The sequence below is a fragment of the Flagellimonas zhangzhouensis genome (assembly GCF_900102925.1).
GTDB lineage: Bacteria > Bacteroidota > Bacteroidia > Flavobacteriales > Flavobacteriaceae > Flagellimonas > Flagellimonas zhangzhouensis.
This window is the reverse complement of record NZ_FNKI01000002.1, coordinates 621,836-640,265: the sequence shown is the minus strand read 5'-3', so window position 1 is coordinate 640,265 and position 18,430 is coordinate 621,836. Positions and strand designations below refer to the sequence as shown.

The following is an 18,430-nucleotide window of genomic DNA, read 5'->3' as shown; positions in this document are numbered from 1 at the left end:
ACTCCAAGGAACGAAATATTTTAATACAACCTTAAATCAAGTATCATGCATTATTACGACGGACATTTTGGAGGTATGCACCTTATATGGTGGATTATCTGGATCATCTTTTTGGCTTGGATATTCTTTATCCCATCGGACATTCCCTATAAAAGGCACCAAGAGGATAGCCCACTGGAAATTTTAAAAAAAAGATTTGCGAAAGGCGAAATTTCCAAGGAGGAATTTGAGGAATCAAAAAAGGTCCTTCAAACTGACAATGAATCTAAAACAGAAAAACCATGAATCGATTTAATGTAAAAAAATTAGGCTTTGCCTTTGGTCTTACTGGGGCCATAATCTATTTGGGCTGTATGATCGTAATGGCAACGGCCGGCAAAGAGGGTACGATATCCTTTTTCAACAGTCTACTGCACGGATTGGACACCACCAGCATCATACGAATGGATGTGCCCCTGTCCGAGGCTTTTTTGGGGCTTGTACAGACCTTCATCATAGGTTGGCTCATCGGGGCGTGCATAGGTGGGCTTTACAATGCCCAGATCAAACATCGAAAATAGCCTTACGTTTCGAAGATCATGCAGTACGTTTGGTTCATATGGTCCCTTATCATCCTGGCACTCTGGGCACTCCTTTTTGTGTTGAAAAAAGGGTATAGGGAAGAAATGCTCAAGATGAGTCTTATCACCATGCCCTTTGGATTGACCGAGCCCCTGTTCGTGCCGGAATATTGGCTTCCCCCCTCTTTGTTCCAATTGGCCGAAAAAACGGGTTTTGACCTGGAAAGCTTGCTGTTTTCCTTTGCTATAGGTGGGATAGGCACCGTGCTCTACAATTTGATATTTGGAAGGGTCCTTTCCAAAATCCCTTTGATCGAGCGCCATCATAAAAGGCATAATCTGCACCTATATCTTCTTTTTGTGCCCGCATTGGTCTTTGTCCCCATGGCGTTGTTCACCAAGCTTAATCCCATTTATTGTGGTGTTTTGGCCCTGCTTGCGGGTGGGTTGGCCACCCTTTATTGCAGGCCCGATCTAAAGGGAAAGGTCTGGGTGGGCGGCTTCCTGTTCACCTTGTTGTATTTTTTGTATTTCGGGAGCATACTTCCCTTCTACCCCCAATACGTCGATCTGTACTGGAACCTGGACAATCTTACCGGTATCCTTGTTTTCGGCATTCCCATGGAAGAGCTATGGTTCGCTTTCACTTTTGGAATGTACTGGTCCGGTTTGTACGAACACCTATTCTGGAGAAAAACCGTGAAATCCGAAACCCTATCCATTGACCCAAACCCTAATTGAACATGGACACAACAAATTGCGACACATCAAAGATAATCTGTCTACCAGAGCCGGGTATGCCCCGGATAGTGGTCATTGGCGGTGGTTTTGCCGGACTGGCCTTGGCAAAGGAATTGAAAAACAAGAAGGTTCAAGTGGTCCTATTGGACAAAAACAACTTTCATGCGTTTCAGCCTTTATTGTACCAAGTGGCAACGAGTGCCCTGGAACCGGACAGCATAGTTTTCCCATTCAGAAAGCAGTTCAATGGCTTCAAAAACCTAGTGTTCCGATTGGCGGAAGTATCAGAAATCCAACCTTTGTCCAATACGGTAGTGACCGACAAGGGGGCCGTTTCCTATGATTACCTGGTTTTGGCCACTGGGACAACGACCAACTTTTTTGGTATGGAAAGCGTTGCTAGGAACAGTTTGGGCATGAAGGGCATACGTGATGCCCTCAACATCCGGCATTTGATGCTGCAAAATCTGGAGCAGGCCGCCATTACCTGTGATGGGGAGGAACGCGATGCCCTCACCAATTTTGTCATCGTGGGCGGCGGTCCGGCCGGGGTTGAAATGGCAGGGGCCTTGGCCGAATTTCGTAGATACATCCTGCCAAAGGACTATCCAGAGTACCCATCCTCCACCATGGAAATCTACTTGGTGGAAGCCCTTGACGAACTATTGGGCACCATGTCGGACAAGGCCTCCACCAAGACACTGGCCTATTTAAGGGAACTTGAGGTAAACGTACTGTTCAACGAATCGGTAAGTGGGTATGACGGTAGTGTGGTCACCACAAAAAGTGGAAAGGAGATCAAGGCAAAAAACCTCATATGGACCGCAGGGGTGCAGGGGCAGTTCCCCAAAGGCATTGCCCCTGATAAAGTGGTAAAGGGCAACCGGCTCAAGACCGATCCCCATTTACATGTTGAGGGGTATGGGAATATTTTTGCCATTGGGGACATAGCCGCCTTGATCGGGGAAACGACTCCCAAAGGGCATCCCCAAGTGGCGCAGGTAGCCATCCAACAAGGCAGGTACCTTGGGCGGTCTCTTTGGGCCACCCTTCATGGAAAACCAACAAAACCCTTTTCCTACAAAGACAAGGGATCATTGGCCACAGTGGGCAAGCGCAAGGCCGTCGCCGATTTGGGCAAATTCAGGTTTGGCGGGTATCCCGCCTGGCTATTGTGGTCCATCGTTCACCTTATGTCCATCAGTGGTTTTAGAAATAGAATCCTGGTCGGTTTGAACTGGGCCGCAAGTTATTTCACCTATGAAAAGGGCAACCGTTTGATTATAAGGAATTTTAGCCCTCCAGACCAAGGCCCACCTAAAAAATCCAGAACGGGAAACTTCGGGAACCATAAAGAAAAAGTCCAATGAAGCGGAAACCAATATCCTATGATGTGATCAAAGGGAGGCTGATTTTTGAAAGAAAGGCCTTCCATGGACCCTTCAGGGGTAGCATCCAATTTTTGAACAACGTCCAATGGATATATCTGGACGACACGACCACAATTGCAGAACACATAAAACCCTATGAGCCATGAACAATATTCTAGTACCCACCGACTTTTCCAAAAACTGTGAAAAAGCAGCACAATTGGCCTTGGAAATGGCCAAGGCATACCAATCCGAGATCCATTTTTTGCACCTTATGAAAACACCCGTGGATTGGATAAAGCTGGATAAGGAAAAGGAAAAGCGCTATCCGGAGACCCTTAAACAGATCGGCAAGGCCAAAGCCGCCTTACGGGAGTTGGAAAAAACGGCCGAACGGAAGGGACTGAAGTGCCGGACCTTTCTTCAGTTTGATGCCGGACAAGCAGATATCCTGGAGCATTCGGGACATTTTCACCATGACTTCATCATTACCGGGAGCAGCGGTACCAAAGGAGTCGTCCGCGAATTGACGGGAAGCAATGTGGAACAAATTGTACGAAAGGCCCATGTCCCCGTTATCGTTGTAAAGGATGAAAAGCTACACTTTCCCTTCAAGAACATCGTGTTCGTTTCGGACTTTGAGGAAGATTGCAGCCAAGCCTTCGAGAAGGTCATCTCCATTGCCAAAAAATGCAATGCCCGGATACACTTCTTGCGCATCAATACCGAAACCGACCACAACAGTATCCGATTGGGCCTGTCCCCCATTGAAAATTTGCTGAAGAAATTCCCGGGATTGGAAAACTATGCGCTGGCGGTCTATAATGAACCTTCCGTTGAAACGGGGATCAATACCTTTGTTGCACAGCATCCCATTGATCTTATCGCCATGGTCACCCACGGCAAAACAGGGTTTTTAAGCCTGTTCCGAACCAGTATTGCCGAGGGCGTCACCAACCATGCGTCCTTGCCCGTAATGACCTTACACCTCTAAGCCATGGCCAAATCCGTTAACCTTATCAAACATTCGGGCGATGTAGTCCCGTTCGATCGTAAAAAACTGATCCATTCCTTACAACGTGCCCGCGCAAGCGATGTACTCATACAACAAATTGTGGAGCAAGTCGAGCACCAGATCCAGGATGGCATGACCACAAAAAAAGTATATCAGCTGGCCTTTACAATGCTTCGGAAAAAGTCCCGTGTGAGTGCCTCTAGATACAAGCTCAAAAAAGCATTGATGGAATTGGGCCCCTCCGGTTTTCCCTTCGAGAAATTGGTCGGTGAACTCATGGGGCGCGAAGGATTCTCCACCCAGGTAGGTGTCATAGTAGCGGGCAATTGCGTACAGCACGAAGTGGATGTCATAGCCCAAAAGGAAAATGTACATTATATGATCGAATGCAAATACCACAGTGACCAAGGCCGGTTTTGCAATGTCAAGACCCCTTTGTATATCCATTCCCGCTTTCTGGATGTGGAAAAGCAATGGGTCCGCCAAAAGGGACATGGTGCCAAACTCCATAAAGGTGGGGTGTACACCAATACCCGGTTGACCACTGACGCCATCCAATATGGGAACTGTGTTGGATTGCTCCTGTGCAGTTGGGACCATCCGAACGGAAACGGACTCAAGGATAGAATAGACAAGGCGGGTCTTCATCCCTTGACCGCCTTGACGACCCTTACCAAAGGGGAAAAAACAAAATTACTGGATAAGGGCATCGTCCTTTGCAAGGACATCCACGAAAACCCAATGTTGTTGGATGACATGGGAATCTCCAGATCCCGGCAAAAAAACATCTTGAACGATTCAAGGGAATTATGCAAAACCCATAGTCATGGACCTAGATAAAACAAACATTCATTTTTTGGGGGCGTCAGGTACGGTCACCGGCTCAAAATATCTTTTGGACACAGGAGACAGAAAAATACTGGTGGATTGTGGACTGTTCCAGGGACTGAAGGAACTGCGCCTTAAAAACTGGGAATATCCACCCGTAACGGTTTCGGAAATAGATGTGGTATTGCTCACCCATGGCCATATGGACCATACGGGATATCTTCCCCGATTGGTGAAACAGGGATTCAATGGGTCCATTTATGGAACATATCGCACCTTGGACATCACAAAGATCATTTTAAACGACACTGCCAAAATACAAGAGCAGGAAGCCGAACGTGCGAATAAGGAGGGCTATTCGAAACACCGTCCTGCCCAACCTCTCTACGACCTAAAGGATGTGGAAAAGACCCTTCCGCATTTCAAGGGGGTTCCCCAATCCCAATGGATTACCCTATTCGATGGCATAAGGGTACGGTTCCAATACAACGGACACATCCTGGGAGCCACACATATCGACTTGGATATACACGGAAAGCGCTTTGTTTTTTCAGGGGATATTGGAAGAACCAAGGACCTATTGCTTTACCCACCCCTAAAACCGAGAAAGGCCGATGTGCTTTTCATTGAATCGACCTATGGTGGAAGGTTCCATCCCGATGAGGCGGAAGCCCTCCCCTTGATCGAAAAATTGGTCCAGGACACCATAGCCAGGGGCGGTAGCCTTTTTATCCCCAGCTTCTCGGTAGAACGGGCCCAGCTCATGATGCTCATTTTTTGGAGGTTGCTGAAGGAGGGCAAAATCCCCAAGGTCCAAATGATCATGGACAGTCCGATGGGTACCGATGTATTGGAGCTTTTCCATCGTACAAGGGATTGGCACAAGTTGGAAGACCATGAATGTGATGAGATGTGTTCCCACTTCAACGTGGTAAGCAGCTATCGTGAAACCATGGAGCTGCGTATGGACCATAGCCCCAAAATCGTCATTGCGGGAAGCGGGATGCTAACCGGGGGGAGAATGCTCAACTATTTAGAGACCCAGGCCCCAAACCCGAACAATACCTTGCTTTTTGTAGGGTATCAGGCCGAGGGTACCCGGGGCAGAAAGCTGTTGGAAGGTGAAAAAGAACTAAAAGTATATGGAAAATGGGTGCCTTTCAACATGCAGGTCTGCGAGGTCGAAGGCCTATCGGCACATGCGGACCATGAGGAACTCCTGGGCTGGATGGACAGGATGGCCAATGCACCGGAACGGATATTCATCGTCCATGGGGAAAAGGATGGTGCCATTGCCCTACAAAGGGGCATCAAGGAAACCTATGGTTGGGAGGCCGAGATCCCACAATTATATCAAATCGAAGAAATCGCATAGACCATGGAACCCAATTCAAACACCTTAACATACAAACACCTTGGCATATACACCCAAAATGAAAATGTGGTGTACATGCGGTATGATTGCCACGTCTGTAAATCGGAAGGATTCGAAGCCCTTGTCCGGATAAGGGTCTCCAAGGCACCCCGTTCCATTGTGGCAAGCCTGAACGTGGTAAGTTCGAACATGCTCTTACCCGGTGAGATCGGTCTGTCCGATGCTGCGGCCCAGAAACTGGACGTTTCCGAAAACGACCTGTTGCACGTCTCCCATTTGGAGCCCATAGCGTCCCTTGGCCATGTCAGGGCAAAGATCTACAACAACAAACTCGACCGTGAGGCCTATGGGCATATCATTACGGATATCCTTGCGGGGGACTATTCCAACATCCACCTGTCGGCCTTCATCACGGCCTGTGCCGGTGACCGTATGGACTTGGATGAGATCACCGACCTGACCAAGGTCATGATCACCTCGGGCAAAACCCTGGACTGGAACCAAAGCATCATCGTCGATAAGCATTGCATCGGTGGACTTCCCGGCAACCGCACGACTCCCTTGGTGGTGGCCATGGTCACCGCATATGGGCTAACGATGCCCAAAACATCCTCAAGGGCCATCACCTCCCCGGCAGGTACTGCGGACACCATGGAGGTCATGACCAACGTTACGCTTTCATCGGATGAAATAGAGCGGGTCGTAAACCAGGAAGGAGGCTGTTTTGTGTGGGGCGGAACAGCGCAACTGAGCCCTGCGGACGATGTGCTCATCAAAATTGAAAAGGCCTTGGATATCGATAGTGAAGGGCAACTTATCGCCTCGGTCCTATCCAAAAAAGCGGCCGCAGGCTCCACCCATGTGGTCATAGACATTCCTGTGGGCGAGACCGCCAAGGTTCGAAGCATGGAGATGGCCCAAAAACTTCAGAGGGATATGGAGGCGGTCGGCAGGGCCGTTGGCCTCACGGTAAAGATTGTGATAACGGACGGTACCCAACCTGTGGGAAGGGGCATAGGACCATCCCTGGAGGCCATGGATGTGCTCAGTGTGTTGAAAAATGAGGCCAAGGCCCCACAGGACCTAAAGGAACGTGCTGTTTTATTGGCAGGCGAACTGTTGGAACTTTCAGGAAAGGTGGTGTCAGGGGAAGGCAACAGAAGAGCACTTCAAGTATTGGAATCGGGAAAGGCCTACGATAAATTCATTTCCATTTGTGAAGCCCAGGGACGTTTCTCCCTCCCCGTCCCGGCACCCCATACCTTGGAGGTCAAAGCTGAAAGATCAGGTGTCCTACACCACATTGACAACAGAAAAATTGCCAAGCTCGCCAAGCTTTCAGGGGCGCCCCGGGCCAAATCCGCAGGGATTTCACTGTACGTCCGTTTGGGGGACCGTATAACAAAGGGCCAAACCCTTTATACCCTGCATGCGGTAACAGAGGGTGAACTACGATATGCACTGGACTATAAAAACGATCATGAAGACATCATAACCATCCTATAAAACTTAAACAACACCTATGGAAACCATTTTGTTCAGTCTACCCGGAAATGAAGAGCTCACTGCCCTTATGGCCAAGCAAATGAATGCCGAAGTGGGAAGGGCCATCTTGAGGAAATTCCCCGACGGGGAATCCTACACACGCATCCTTTCAAAGGTGGAAGGCAAGTGTGTTGTCCTGGTCTGTACCCTTCACGAACCGGATGAGAAACTGTTGCCCCTCTATTTTTTAAGCCACACCGCCAAGGCACTCGGGGCAAAGTGTACCTGTTTGGTGGCCCCCTATCTCGCCTATATGCGACAGGATACGATCTTTCAGGAAGGGGAAGGTGTGAGCGCTGCATTTTTCGGAAAGTTGGTTTCGGGCTTTGCCGATAGCATGGTCACGGTGGATCCCCATCTGCACAGGATCACCTCCTTGGGCAAGGTCTATACCATCCCCAACAAGGTCATCCCCGCGGCCGACAACATATCCAAGTGGATAACGGAACATATCAAAGATCCGGTATTGATCGGCCCCGATTCAGAAAGTGAGCAGTGGGTCTCGGAGGTCGCCAAGAATGCCGGTGCCCCATTTACCGTATTGCAAAAGATTCGCCACGGCGATCGGGACGTGGAAGTTTCGGTCCCCGAAATAGATACCTACAGGGATGCCACCCCGATCTTGGTGGATGATATCATATCCACGGCACGAACCATGATCGAGACTGTCGGCCATCTTAAAAATGCGGGCATGAAACCACCAGTTTGTATCGGTGTCCACGCGGTATTCTCGGGCAATGCCTATGGTGACCTATTGGCCGCCGGGGTCGGGAATGTGGTGACCTGCAATACCATCCCCCACCCATCGAATGCCATCGATTTGAGTGGTATATTGGCAAGTGAAGTACAAAAAATGATGCATCACTTATGAAAAAACAAGGTTTTTTGTTATTGTTCCCATTCCTGATGTTCGCTCTCACCGCGAACGGACAGACGGACATGCTTATCGGCCAAATTTCAGGCCGATCCATCGTACGGGAAAATTTTGATGGCCAAGGAGCATTGCTCAACAAACAAACGTTCAAAGTCGGCGCGATCATGGAGAAAAATGGCAATTATGCCATTAAGGTGGTCGCACAAATGTTCGATAGGGACAACGAACCGACCGACACCTACTCCACCCTCTATAGCTGCAAGCCCGATCAGGCCAGTATGATGGTCATGGCCTTCCCGTTTTCCGACCCAGGTTCAAAGGAGACCGAGATCAACGCCACATCCACGGGATTCAAGGGGCTGTATGACTTGGACCACCTTGGGGACATTGAGATGAAGTTGACCTTTGATTCGGGCCTTTTGAACTTTTTTGGATCCAAGAGCCTGATACGGATCTACGGGCGGACTTGGGACAACGGGCAAAATGAACTTGATTCAAAAATCGAGATCAAGGCCTATGCCCTGGGCATACGGATAAAACAACTCCACTATACCGTCAAGGAGGAATTGAACGAGGACGGTTTATTGAAATTTCAGAAATTTACCGAAGAGGACCAAAGTTATTTCACGATGACCTATAATTGAAAGCCCATGAAAAATTACGATACCCTTTCAGAAGCCATATCCGATTTACAGGCAAAGGGCTATACCTATGATTTTAACCTCAAGCCCCATTGCCTGGAATGCGCTTCCCTTAAAATCGAAATTCGACCGGAGGACTTTAAGGTCGACCAGACCCATCGTTTTGAGGGGATGAGCAGCACCGATGACAACAGCGTGCTGTACGCCATATCCTCCAAGGATGGCATCAGGGGCATCCTGGTGGATGCCTATGGCGTCTATGCCGAAAACATTTCTGAAAAAATGAGAAAAAAATTACGATAACCCATAAAAAGGACCGATCATGGAAAAGCACCAACACCACGACCATTCACAGATGAACCACGATAAGACCGACCACTCCAAAATGGACCATGGCCCCGGGGGCCATTCGGGGCACAACCCCGCACATGGCCAAATGGGCCACGACCACCACAAAATGATGATCGCCGACTTTCGAAAGCGATTTTGGGCAACGCTGGTACTCACCATACCCATCTTGTTCCTATCGCCGATGATCCAGGATTTCTTTGGATATGAATTCCTGCTTCCCGGTAACCCTTACTTTCTTTTCGGGCTTTCCACCATTGTATATTTCTATGGGGGATGGCCTTTTTTGAAAGGTTTTTGGTCAGAAATAAAACAGGGTGCACCGGGAATGATGACCTTGATCTCCATGGCCATTTCCGTAGCCTATTTCTATAGCACGGCCACCGTATTCGGACTGAAGGGCCAAGACTTTTTCTGGGAACTGTCCACCCTTATAGCCATCATGCTACTCGGGCATTGGATAGAGATGAAGAGCGTCCTTGGTGCCTCAAAAGCCTTACAGTTGTTGGTCAGCATGATGCCTGCCGAAGCACACCGTGTCAAAGGGGAAACCATAGAGGACATACCGTTGGAAGCGGTATTGAAAGATGACATCATACTGGTCAAGCCGGGGGAAAAGGTCCCAGCCGACGGTACCATCGTCGAAGGCAGCAGTTACCTGAACGAATCCATGCTCACGGGGGAATCGAAACCTGTAAAGAAAGAGGAAAAGGACAAGGTGATCGGCGGTTCGGTCAATGGCAACAGCACCTTAAAGGTCAAAGTGGAGCACACGGGCAAGGATAGTTACCTCAACAAAGTGATCACGATGGTGGAAGAGGCCCAAAAGACCAAGTCCAAAATGCAGAACCTTTCCGATAGGGCCGCCAAATGGTTAACCTATATCGCCTTGACCATTGGTTTTGGAACCCTGGCGGTATGGCTGGCCCTGGGTTTCCCCTTTGTTTATGCCCTGGAACGCATGGTGACCGTTATGGTCATTGCCTGTCCCCATGCCCTGGGTCTTGCCATCCCTTTGGTGGTGGCCATTTCCACCGCGGTATCCGCCCAAAACGGCCTATTGATCCGCAACAGGACCGCCTTTGAGGAATCCCGGAAGATATCGGCCTTGTTATTTGATAAAACGGGGACCCTGACCAAAGGTGATTTTGGCGTTACCCGAATCCAATCGGTCGATGACAACTATTCCCAGGATGAAGTCCTTCGCCTGGCAAGTGCCTTGGAACAAAGCTCGGAACACCCCATTGCCGTGGGTATCATCAAAAGGGCCCAAGAGAAAAAGGTCACCATTCCCAATCCCTTGAACTTTCATGCGATCACTGGAAAAGGGGTCGAGGCAACCGTGGAGGACAAACCGGTAAAAGTGGTCAGTCCCGGTTTTTTAAGGGACAACAACATTCCCATTCCCAAAGACGCCTATAGCGATGCCGCCGAAACCGTGGTATTTGTGTTGATCGAGGAAAAACTGGCCGGATACATTGCACTGGCCGATGAGATACGATCGGAATCCCAAGAGGCCATTCAGGTATTCAAGAAGAACGACATCAAGGTATTGATGGCCACTGGGGACAATGAAAAAACGGCCAGGGCCGTTAGCGAAAAACTCGGTTTGGATGGCTATTATGCCGAAGTGTTGCCCCACCAAAAAGTGGAAATAGTGGAAGAACTCCAACGTAAGGGCGAGTTCGTGGCCATGACCGGGGACGGTGTGAACGATGCCCCGGCCCTTGCAAAGGCCAATGTGGGCATTGCCGTTGGTTCCGGTACGGACGTTGCGGCGGAAACCGCCGACATCATCTTAGTCAACAGTAACCCCAAGGATATAGCCAATCTCATCCTGTTCGGCAAGGCCACCTACAACAAAATGATCCAGAACCTGATTTGGGCAACGGCCTATAATGTGGTCGCCATTCCGTTGGCCGCCGGTGTACTGTATTCCTCAGGGTTTGTCATGGGCCCTGCCGTCGGTGCTGTGTTCATGAGCCTGAGCACCATCATTGTGGCCATCAATGCGCAGCTGTTAAGACGTAAGATAGGAAGGTAATCGAAGGATGATAGGCAATTAGAGCAATTTAGCATATAAAAGGGTGCATTCCCAATAGCAATACGAATTTTCAGTGTTCCCGCAATCCTATTAGGCCACTACGAAGAGAATACTGGATTCTCGTATTAATACTGCTGGAAGCCAGTTCCATTTTTCCTGAGGTGTACCATTCCTAATTTATTTCCTTTCTTGGTAACCATTATAACCTTTGTTATGGCAAAATTTTGTTTTCATGTTAAAGTGTATACCCTATAAGGGATTCCACTTCTCTTTATCGATAGGTCAATAGTTGAGCTCCAACCTTCTGCCTCCACGGCTTTCCAAGAGAATCAGTCTTAGATGCTCCTTATGGAATAGGACAAATTTGGGTAGCACAAGTACAAATCGTTGGGAAGTCCCGGTTTTAATAATTTTGGGTCGTTCAAAGATAAAGTGGGGTTCCAACCTGGTTTCTTGATACGAGGATCTCCGTTTCAAGCTGCCATTTATCCTTAGGGCCTCAAGGGTGCCTACTTCAAAATCAATGCCTGATCGGTTGCGCACCTCTACAACCATAAATACTTGAGCGTTTCGGTAGACCAACCTTTTCAACAGCAATCGGATTCCCTTTCTTCGCACCGATGCCAAGGCACCATTCCCATCACTTGATGGCAATCCCCTTAAAAGAGGAAATCGAGCTGTGTGGGAAGCCAAGGAATCCCCTTTTTTACCAGGTAATGGCTGTACTGGACCAATGCTATGCGCCTTGTCCACAAAAAAATGGGTTTGGGCAACGTTTTCCCTATAGGCCACCTTAAATTCATATGCTTGTCCGTCCATGGTGACCACCAAAAGGTTGGTAATGGTGTTGGCTGTGGACTGCAATAGCCCAAAATATTGAGCTTCTTCCCGGTTATAGGTAAAGATCGCTTTAGTGTTTCCCGTTATAGCCTGTTTGATGGGACTGGGAAAAAAGAGGGCCACGTTCATTTGTGAATTGGCTTGGATGGTGTCCAAAACCTTTTGGCCCGATACGGTGTGCCCATAGGCCATTAGCATTACTGCAATGATGACGTTTAGTGTTTTCATGATCTAGGTATTAAGAAAAATTGATAATGGTCGGAAATCTGAACTTTAACGGTACGTTGATCACGCTGAAATATGCGTTTGATCCCATTGAACTGGGGCACACCCGGCACATTGATCTCTCCAAGGCCCTCATCCAAAGACCGATCCACCACTTCACCCCGCAGATGGTTCTTCACATAAATCCCTTCCTGCCCATCCTGGGCATCATAGGCTTGCATATCCATAAGGGTTGTCCCCAATCGGGTAAGTTCCACCATCACCCGGTTGGGCCTTATCTTTACAAAGCCATAGAGGCGGGTACCTCCTGGCATCCTTTTCCCATCCACAACATAGTCATGGGCGAGTCGCAAGTCCAATCGTTGTCCATCCCGAAGGGTCTGGTCCCCATCCACATACACCTTGGCCACAGCAGTAGTTGGTAAATTTCCATCGGAACGGTTCCTTTTTGGATTGGAGGCAAAGAACAGTTGATGTACCAATCCTAGCTCCGTTTCCGTCCTTGGGGAACCCATTGTCAACTTTTCATCGTCTACCTTTACCTTCTTTACAGTCCCCAACCTGGGCATTACGCCTGCATCCGACACAGAAACTTTTTTCGCAGTAAAGGCATTGGTATCAAAGACACTGTCTATGATACGCTGCTTTTCATATTCCATATAATCGGGATTGAAATACCCTTTATCATCCACCATGTGGTCGGGATACACTTGTGGTGCCGTGGATTGTTTTTCCACCTTGATGGCTTCCACGGCTTCCAGTTTGGTTTCAAACTCCACCGAAGTGTCCTCCAGATCCGGCATGGGGATCCTCCCTACATCAAGGCTTTCCTTTTTTGGCTTACCAAAAGTGACGATGCTATATATGGTGATAAAGAGTACCATACATGCCAGTACCAGCACAAAAACTATTTTATTCTTCTGTGTTTTCATGAGTTTCTAGTTTACGAAGTGAGTTTTCAAAAAAATCAGTGATCAACAATCCATGAGGATTATGGGGAAAATTCCGTTCCACCTGGATCAAATGTCCCGAGGTCACCAGTTCATAGGTATCGGTGACGGTTCCCCGATTGATCCGTATGTGCAATTGGGTCCTAAACGCAAAGGAAGACCCATCCCAATCCAGCTCTGTATCGATTCGGATGACCTCTTGCACAAGGGAATATTGCAACAACCGGTTATAGAAACCGTCTGCCTTTTTCTGTTGAAAGACAGCACCAACGGAGGCATTGCCCAACCAAAGGGCCTTCTCCATGTTCTTCTCATAACTGCCGGCATCCACCCCATAAAACCACCTATGAAACTGTTCCAAATGGGCCAGGGCCTCCACTTCCAGATGATCTCGTTGTTCGGCCCAGGAAAGCGGTATGACCTCCCCTTCCCCATTGACCACGAAGGCCCCGTTCAACGATTCACGGTATATCCTGCCCACTAGGACCATAGCAACCATACAGACCAAACCCGAGGCGATAACCACGCCAAGAACCACAAAACGGTTGAGCCGCAGCACATGAACAATACTTTTAAAAGGTGTTTTCATAGACTTCAATTTAACCGGTGAACAATCGAAGGGTAAAACTGGTCGCCCTTCGGTACAATTTAAATTTGAGCAAGACAATAAAGCCAATGGTCCCGAGTTCAATGATGGAGGCAAAGAATTCACGCCCAAAATCAAAACCAAAGAGGTTCCCCCAGAAGTTGGTACTGATCTCCGTATAAAGGTTGTTGACGAAGACATTGACCAAAAAGAAGGCGGGAACCAGCATATATACTGCTGCATAGAGCTTGAAATAATTATAGGCCAATGGCCTGAACTTTTCAAAGACGGCCAAGCTGATGACCAAGGGAAAAAAGGCCTGTAGGATCCCCAATAGGAAATATCGCTCTGCAAGGAACAAAGGATAGATGAACAGGTCCATAAACCAAAGAATGACCCCGATGATAAAGGCCAAGACCTTTAATCCGTACAAAGGAGTGACCAAGGCCTCATACAAGAGTGCCATGGCCTTTTTGGCGGCTTCCAAGGCACCCACATCCCGTTCCAGGTCCACATCCTGCAACTGTAATGGGAGGAGTGCCGGAGCCGTGTCCCGGTATTGGGTCTCAATGGCGACCAAAATCCCATCAAAAACTCCCAATACCTCAGTTGAAAAGATGACCAAGAGCACCACCAAAAAATTCTTGGCCAGTTCCGTTGGGGTCAACCCCCAGGTATGGCCATCGGTAGAAGCTATTCCCTCATTGTATTTCTTCAAAATATTGATCAGAAAGAACAGCACGGCCAGGGTCTTCATCCCCACTATCGTGTATTGGGAGAAATCACTGTCCTTGATGGTCTGGAAGACCGCATCCACATATTCCAATCCTATGCCCAAAAAGTATCCCGCCATCAGTATTCCGTTTCCCGGTTATTGATGATATCCTGCATCCTCCGAAAGGAAATAATCTCTCGATAGCGTCGGGTCTTGACCTCCAACTCGGCCACCATTTCCTGCGACTGCACTTTTTTTTCCATCAAAATGGCCGTGCGCTCCGCATCGGACATCTTCAAAAAATCACTGGACAAAATCTGGTTTACAAAATCGAGATCATCAATGGCCGTATCCATGATCTGTTCAAAGGCTCTGGATACCTGTTCCACCTCCCCGGCTTTGATATAGGGGGAATTCAAAATATCCCTCAATTCATTTTGCACGGTATTGAAAAGGATTTCATTGTTCCGTGCGAGTTCCCGCACCGCCTTCAATTGTTTAATGGTATTGTTGACTTTGACAATATTGTCCTTCTGTTCCTTTAAAAACTCCACGGTCTTTAGCAGTTCAGAGGTCTGCTTTGCAGATTCCAACAGGGATTTGGTCATGCTGATAAAGTTCGTATTGTCATACACCGGCATCCCTTGGCAGGCAGCGCCTGCGGGCAATAACAGGGCCAAGGACAGCGCTAAGATCCATAACCGGGGATTTTTCCATAAGGTTTGTTTCCAATCTATTCTCATATTATTTTCTTTTGTTGATTTATGAATTCCGTAATGGCCCGTTCCATATCCCCAAACTGGTCAAAGAGTTCCATGATCTGACCATGTTCCACCCCATCGGTGAGATAGGCCGCATAGACCTCTGGGGGCACCTCCAGGCGAAAGACATTGCTTTCCTTCCCGATCTTGATAAAGATTTCGGTGTATTTGCGTTCCCCTGTTAGGTTGTTCCGAATAGATCGGAGTTGGTTCAAATCATGGTCGGAGAGGTTCAATCGCCTTGCCAGCTCATCATAGCCCTTTTCATTTCGTAAACTGTACACGACCTGCGTGTTCTCCAGAATACTTGCCGAAGTGGCATTTTCAGGTAACTGGTTGATGGATTGAAGGATGATCCCAATGGCCCCGTTCTGTTTTCGGATGGCCTGGTAATAAAACTCCACACTCTCCAATACATGGGGAAACTTGAGCTGCTTGGCAAACTCATCGAACAGGATAATGCCCCTTTCCGAGCGGTTTCGCCAAATGGTGCGTTGGATAGCGGACTTGATCAATTTGAGCATTACGGACAGGATTTCCTTATTATCGCGCACCTCGTCCAGCTCAAAGACAATCAGGCGCTTGTCTTCTATTTTATAGGTCTGATCTTCTGCCATATGGAACAGAAAACTGTACAGTCCCCCGTCCACATATTCGGAAAGGATGTGCAAAAAAGTGTAGACATTGAAATCGGATTCCTGCACCCGGGTCTCTTCGATCAAGGTATCTTTGTTCCTATCAACAAACTGGTATAGTGAAGCTAGGGAATGCCCTTCCCTGACCTTGCCATAGTAGTACAACAACACTTTTTTCAAGGCCACTTCCTTGGATTTGGTCACCTGGCTTTCAGCCAAGAGCTCCAAAAGAAATAGGGCCAGATCTTCCAATCGTTCAGGGGTCAAATCGGACGGAACGGCGATATAAAAGGGATTAATGCCCAAGTTCTTGCCTTGCTCATAGCGAAGGACCACGTGATGATCGGGATACAATTGGGCAAATTTGGCATAGGAACCACCAAGGTCGATAATGACCAGTCGTACATCCGCCTCAAAGTATTGGCGCAGAATGTTATTGGCCAAGAAGGATTTCCCTTCCCCTGTCGGGGCGAATATGGCAAAGTTCCGGGCCTTGATACGCCGTTTCCCCTCGTCCCATACATCCTTGACCACAGGAATATTGTACTGTCTATCATTAAAAACGATTCCTGTTACATCAGAGCGATAATTGGTATTGTTAATGTACAGACAAAGGGCCGCCTTCAGGTCCATCACAAAAAGATCTTCATTGGAAAAGTTGGAGGCATAACTGGGATAGGAGTTCAAAAAATAATTTTTGCGCTCCTCCCCGTTGGGATAATAGGGTCGTATATCCAGTTCCTTCAATTGCGCCTTGATGTTGGAGGCAATGCGCTTTAACACTCCAACTTCCGTATGCCAAAAAACAATGTTCACATGGCCACGAACAATCCGTGCGGTATCATCCCCATTGATCTTGTCCAAGATATGTTGGACCTTTTTGCGAACCACTTTGTTCTGGGAACCAAAATTGGAGCTCTTGGAGAGTTCTTCTATTTTTTTGTCCAATCGTTTACGCCATTGATGGGTATCATCCAGATATAGTATTTGGTTGATGATGTGGTTCTCGCCCAACTCCAACCCGAGACCGTCCAAAAAACCCTTGTGAAAGCTGAACCCATCCGAACTGAATTTCCCTTTGGGCACACTGCTCTGTACGGTTTCACCAAAACAATCTTCATTATTGATGGCCATCACATCAAAATAATGGTCACCAATTTCTATGGGGCCTTTTCCTAGCTGGATATCCGTATCAAAACCTAGGTTGAACCCATTGAAATGATCATGGGTATGCTCCAATATTGCTTCAGGTTCCATGGGAACCATGGACATGCTTTTGGAATTGTTGACATAGGATACCGCATCATTGATTGTAGTAATAAATTCCGCTACCTGCACATCCAATTTGCGGTGCAATCCTTTCTCCACTTTCCGAAAGGGATTGACATATTTGGTGGCATTAAGGGCCTTATCAAGAGGAAGTACAAAAAAGAGATAACTCTGATGGTCCAAATGCTCCCTACCTACAAAATAATCATGGGTGGCCTTGGCCAAAAAGGTATCCCTTGGAAAGTTCCTAGCATCATATCCTTTCTTTTGGTACATATCCTGCTTATGGATAACCGTACCCACAGGCAAGGATTTAAAGGCTTGGAACCACATCCCGTGCAGCTCCTCAAAATCCGTTTCAGAAAGGGAGTAAATCTCCGGTTGTACCACCTGATAACACAACACCACATTACCATTGCTCCCAAAGACCACATGGTTCTGGATATCCATTATGGGATGATATGCATTGAAATTGAGCTTAGACATAGTCAATGGGGTTCATTTGTTTTAGGCTTATGGTCTTGGGAAAGGTTTGCACCACCTTCAATTGGAAAGGCTTCTTCACCCACTGCAACAATGCCCCATAGAGCAGGGCATTGAAGAGCAGTAGGCCCACGATGACACCAAAATGAAACGAAAAAATGATAATCAAAAGCGAACAGATGATAGACACCATCATCAGGGCAAACAGGGAAATGGACAGTCCCATGATCATGGCCCGCTTTCGTATATTTCTATAGACCTCGAACTGTTTCATCAGACCACGATTCCGATGAGATAGGTAAAGATGCCCACAACGGCCCCGGCAATCAGCACAAAGACTAAGACCCGGGTAATGCCCCTTTTTAGGTCAGCGTTCTCCCCAAAGAAATGTCCGGCATTAAAAAGGAAGCCCACCAAAAAGATGACCCCAAGAATGATAGGGAATATGGCCCGAATGGTATCGGAAATATCGTTGACCGAATCCTCGATGCCCCCGATCTGGGCCAAAAGAGCACTAGATGTAAAAAGTAAGAACAGGGTAATGAAGAAAGATTTTCGCATATCGTAAACGTTTAAGAATTAGACGATTATTGATATGTGAAAAGTACAGGAATATCCAATTCAA

The 18,430-nt window shown here is 47.8% G+C and carries 20 protein-coding genes; 12 read left to right on the top strand and 8 right to left on the bottom strand.

What is annotated here, in order from left to right:
* Nucleotides 1-45: 45 nt before the first annotated feature.
* From BLQ18_RS09765 to BLQ18_RS09710, 12 genes are all read left to right on the top strand, one after another.
* Complete coding sequence (locus BLQ18_RS09765) at nt 46-285, top strand: SHOCT domain-containing protein (protein WP_090294886.1); 240 nt, start codon at nt 46-48, stop codon at nt 283-285.
* The gene (locus tag BLQ18_RS09760) at nt 282-560 is read left to right on the top strand and encodes a DUF5676 family membrane protein (protein ID WP_090294883.1); all 279 of its coding nucleotides are present in this window, start codon (nt 282-284) and stop codon (nt 558-560) included. The genes BLQ18_RS09765 and BLQ18_RS09760 overlap by 4 nt, the downstream gene beginning before the upstream one ends.
* A gap of 18 nt (nt 561-578) precedes the next feature.
* Entirely contained in the window at nt 579-1,301 is a 723-nt protein-coding gene (locus tag BLQ18_RS09755) for a lycopene cyclase domain-containing protein (RefSeq protein ID WP_090294881.1), read from the top strand.
* Between the two features lie 2 nt (nt 1,302-1,303).
* Nucleotides 1,304-2,671 carry an NAD(P)/FAD-dependent oxidoreductase gene (locus BLQ18_RS09750; RefSeq protein ID WP_090294879.1) on the top strand — a complete coding sequence of 456 codons (1,368 nt, stop codon included), beginning with the start codon at nt 1,304-1,306 and terminating at the stop codon, nt 2,669-2,671.
* Between the two features lie 163 nt (nt 2,672-2,834).
* Nucleotides 2,835-3,665, top strand: a complete 831-nt coding sequence (locus BLQ18_RS09745; protein ID WP_090294878.1) for a universal stress protein — start codon at nt 2,835-2,837, stop codon at nt 3,663-3,665.
* 3 nt (nt 3,666-3,668) lie between these two features.
* Nucleotides 3,669-4,526: an ATP cone domain-containing protein gene (locus tag BLQ18_RS09740; protein WP_090294876.1), complete on the top strand. Its 858-nt coding sequence runs from the start codon at nt 3,669-3,671 to the stop codon at nt 4,524-4,526.
* Nucleotides 4,513-5,889 carry an MBL fold metallo-hydrolase RNA specificity domain-containing protein gene (locus tag BLQ18_RS09735; RefSeq protein ID WP_090294874.1) on the top strand — a complete coding sequence of 459 codons (1,377 nt, stop codon included), beginning with the start codon at nt 4,513-4,515 and terminating at the stop codon, nt 5,887-5,889. The genes BLQ18_RS09740 and BLQ18_RS09735 overlap by 14 nt, the downstream gene beginning before the upstream one ends.
* A gap of 3 nt (nt 5,890-5,892) precedes the next feature.
* A complete protein-coding gene (locus BLQ18_RS09730) occupies nt 5,893-7,395 on the top strand; it encodes a thymidine phosphorylase family protein (RefSeq protein WP_090294871.1) in 1,503 nt (500 codons plus the stop codon).
* Nucleotides 7,396-7,411: 16 nt separating this feature from the next.
* Nucleotides 7,412-8,305: a ribose-phosphate pyrophosphokinase gene (locus BLQ18_RS09725; protein ID WP_090294868.1), complete on the top strand. Its 894-nt coding sequence runs from the start codon at nt 7,412-7,414 to the stop codon at nt 8,303-8,305.
* Nucleotides 8,306-8,340: 35 nt separating this feature from the next.
* Nucleotides 8,341-8,952: a hypothetical protein gene (locus BLQ18_RS09720; protein WP_245668101.1), complete on the top strand. Its 612-nt coding sequence runs from the start codon at nt 8,341-8,343 to the stop codon at nt 8,950-8,952.
* 6 nt (nt 8,953-8,958) lie between these two features.
* The gene (locus BLQ18_RS09715; RefSeq protein ID WP_090294862.1) at nt 8,959-9,252 is read left to right on the top strand and encodes a phosphoribosylpyrophosphate synthetase; all 294 of its coding nucleotides are present in this window, start codon (nt 8,959-8,961) and stop codon (nt 9,250-9,252) included.
* A 19-nt stretch (nt 9,253-9,271) separates the two neighbouring features.
* On the top strand, nt 9,272-11,341 hold the full coding sequence (locus BLQ18_RS09710; protein WP_090294860.1) for a copper-translocating P-type ATPase: 2,070 nt from the start codon (nt 9,272-9,274) through the stop codon (nt 11,339-11,341).
* 282 nt (nt 11,342-11,623) lie between these two features.
* Here BLQ18_RS09710 and BLQ18_RS09705 read toward each other — a convergent pair whose 3' ends face one another.
* From BLQ18_RS09705 to BLQ18_RS09670, 8 genes are read right to left on the bottom strand one after another with little or no spacing between them, the layout of a single operon-like run.
* Nucleotides 11,624-12,409 carry a DUF4138 domain-containing protein gene (locus tag BLQ18_RS09705; RefSeq protein ID WP_090294857.1) on the bottom strand — a complete coding sequence of 262 codons (786 nt, stop codon included), beginning with the start codon at nt 12,407-12,409 and terminating at the stop codon, nt 11,624-11,626.
* Entirely contained in the window at nt 12,406-13,338 is a 933-nt protein-coding gene (traM, locus tag BLQ18_RS09700; protein ID WP_090294854.1) for a conjugative transposon protein TraM, read from the bottom strand. The genes BLQ18_RS09705 and traM overlap by 4 nt, the downstream gene beginning before the upstream one ends.
* Nucleotides 13,319-13,945, bottom strand: a complete 627-nt coding sequence (locus BLQ18_RS09695; protein ID WP_090294852.1) for a conjugal transfer protein TraK — start codon at nt 13,943-13,945, stop codon at nt 13,319-13,321. Before BLQ18_RS09695 ends, traM begins: the two co-directional genes overlap by 20 nt.
* A gap of 10 nt (nt 13,946-13,955) precedes the next feature.
* Entirely contained in the window at nt 13,956-14,795 is an 840-nt protein-coding gene (locus tag BLQ18_RS09690; RefSeq protein WP_090294850.1) for a hypothetical protein, read from the bottom strand.
* Nucleotides 14,795-15,400, bottom strand: a complete 606-nt coding sequence (locus BLQ18_RS09685; RefSeq protein WP_090294848.1) for a conjugal transfer protein — start codon at nt 15,398-15,400, stop codon at nt 14,795-14,797. Before BLQ18_RS09685 ends, BLQ18_RS09690 begins: the two co-directional genes overlap by 1 nt.
* Complete coding sequence (locus BLQ18_RS09680) at nt 15,397-17,808, bottom strand: TraG family conjugative transposon ATPase (RefSeq protein ID WP_090294846.1); 2,412 nt, start codon at nt 17,806-17,808, stop codon at nt 15,397-15,399. Before BLQ18_RS09680 ends, BLQ18_RS09685 begins: the two co-directional genes overlap by 4 nt.
* Entirely contained in the window at nt 17,801-18,079 is a 279-nt protein-coding gene (locus tag BLQ18_RS09675; RefSeq protein ID WP_090294843.1) for a hypothetical protein, read from the bottom strand. The genes BLQ18_RS09680 and BLQ18_RS09675 overlap by 8 nt, the downstream gene beginning before the upstream one ends.
* A complete protein-coding gene (locus BLQ18_RS09670) occupies nt 18,079-18,366 on the bottom strand; it encodes a hypothetical protein (protein ID WP_090294840.1) in 288 nt (95 codons plus the stop codon). The genes BLQ18_RS09675 and BLQ18_RS09670 overlap by 1 nt, the downstream gene beginning before the upstream one ends.
* Nucleotides 18,367-18,430 lie beyond the last annotated feature (64 nt).